Source organism: Streptomyces glaucescens (assembly GCF_002154375.1).
In the GTDB taxonomy this organism is placed as follows: domain Bacteria; phylum Actinomycetota; class Actinomycetes; order Streptomycetales; family Streptomycetaceae; genus Streptomyces; species Streptomyces glaucescens.
On sequence record NZ_MUND01000800.1, the window covers coordinates 1 to 1656 of the forward strand.

Genomic DNA, 1656 nt, shown 5'->3' on the forward strand with positions numbered 1-1656 from the left:
CCCCAGTACGCGCCCCACCCGGTACCCGCCGGACCCGACTTCATGGCGGTCGACCGCCACTGCTCGATCGTCGTCGACGCCGAGGGCGTGACCTTCGAGATCAACGACGTGACCGCCGAATTCCCCTGGCCCGAGATCCGCAGCGTCCACTACAGACCGAGCCCGTCGGGCAAGCACCTCATGATGGGCGTCATCCACCTGGACGGCCGCTTCTACGAGTGCGTCGTGGAGGCCAGGCCCCGCACGAAACTGGGGGAGTGGTTCACCCGGCTGCAGGCGGTGCTGGGGTACTACCGGCCGATGGGCTGACAGGCGACGGAGCCGCCCGACCGTTCACGGATCATGCGAGCGGTGACCTGTCGCCAGTACCCGACGTCGACATGACCGCCGAAGTTGCGAGCGATGGCGCCCCGGACGCTGAGCACGAACTCCCAGAGCTGCTACTGCTCATCGATCTCGACGGACGTGAGGATCACTCCTCGCTCCAGGACTGCTACCGCCTCACCGGTCAGGTGGACTTTGGCAGTGTGGGGCGGATCAATGAAGTCCATCATCTGCTCGTAGCGATTGATCCAGTCGAGAGTGAAGGGTGATGCGGTGTCGGCTGAATCAGAAGTCGACTCGACGGCGAACTGTTGTCCAGTTCTAGGCACTCCGCCTACGCAACGAACGATGCATGTAGCCGCTGCTGATTCCCTTTCCTCCACGGAGTAGATCTGCAGCTTTCCGGCGGCACCGTCATCCATGCCTGTAAGCCTCCGCTACGAATTGCCTTACCTGTTCTGGCGATAGCTTGGGTATGTCCCATTCTAGAGCATCAGTAATGTCCCCGTAGGACTTTAATCTCGGCACATAGATCCCCATGTCGGCGAGAATCGCGTGAGCCGCGCCGGAAGGAATTTGCACTGCAGCTCTTCGGGCAAGCTCGGACGCGGGGAGGTTGACTCCTATTTCCGCCTCGGAGCGAATGTATCCCGGCATGGTGTCAATTCCGTCGATCGCACTTCGCGGAATGAGCTGGACTACGGATTCGCCGAACTGCTCCGAGTGCCTTGCGAACGCGGTCGCCACGCCGGGATCTGTTGATGTAGGGGTGAACCCTGAAGCTTGAGTGTTATCGCTCGCGTTAAAGCCTGTCGAGGTCCCACGGAACAGGTGCTCTTTTTCGGGGCATCCGGCCGGCGCCAGTCCCAATGGGTCGGCCCAGACGTGCGGATTGGCGACGTAGGAGGCCGGGTTAGGCGATGGCGCGAGACCAAGGGGATCGATGGACAGGTAACGCGCGGTTTCCGGGTCGTAGTGCCGGTAGTAGTTGTAGTGCAGGCCCGTCTCAGGGTCGTAGTACTGGCCCGGGAAGCGCAGCGGGGTGTAGGTGGTGCTGTCCGCCGCCCAGGCTGTCGTGCCCCAGAGGGTGCTCCGGGTGCGCCAGGCGATCTCGCCCTGTTCGTCGACGAGTTCGCTGGGTGTGCCGACGAGGTCCGTGACGATGGCGAAGAAGCGGGAGTCGATCTCCTCCTGAGGGGCGTCCGCCGCATGGAGGCGCTCGGTCTGTGCGAGGGGGCGCAGGCCCTGGTGGTCCCAGGTGAGGGTGACCGGGTGGGGGAGGGCGGGGGACGTGGTCGTCTGTTCGCAGAGGGTGGTGCCGTCCCAGGTGAA

At 63.5% G+C, this 1656-nt stretch carries 3 protein-coding genes; 2 read left to right on the forward strand and 1 reads right to left on the reverse strand.

Features of this window, described 5'->3' with window-relative positions:
- Positions 1–309 (forward strand): hypothetical protein (locus CCN42_RS37460; RefSeq protein ID WP_245877643.1); only part of this gene is annotated, 309 nt, incomplete at its 5' end.
- Positions 310–380: 71 nt separating this feature from the next.
- Positions 381–593 carry a hypothetical protein gene (locus CCN42_RS43005; RefSeq protein WP_158102189.1) on the forward strand — a complete coding sequence of 71 codons (213 nt, stop codon included), beginning with the start codon at positions 381–383 and terminating at the stop codon, positions 591–593.
- A 145-nt stretch (positions 594–738) separates the two neighbouring features.
- Here the strand turns inward: CCN42_RS43005 and CCN42_RS37470 are convergent.
- On the reverse strand, positions 739–1656 hold a 918-nt coding region (locus CCN42_RS37470; protein ID WP_143662163.1), incomplete at its 5' end, for an RHS repeat-associated core domain-containing protein.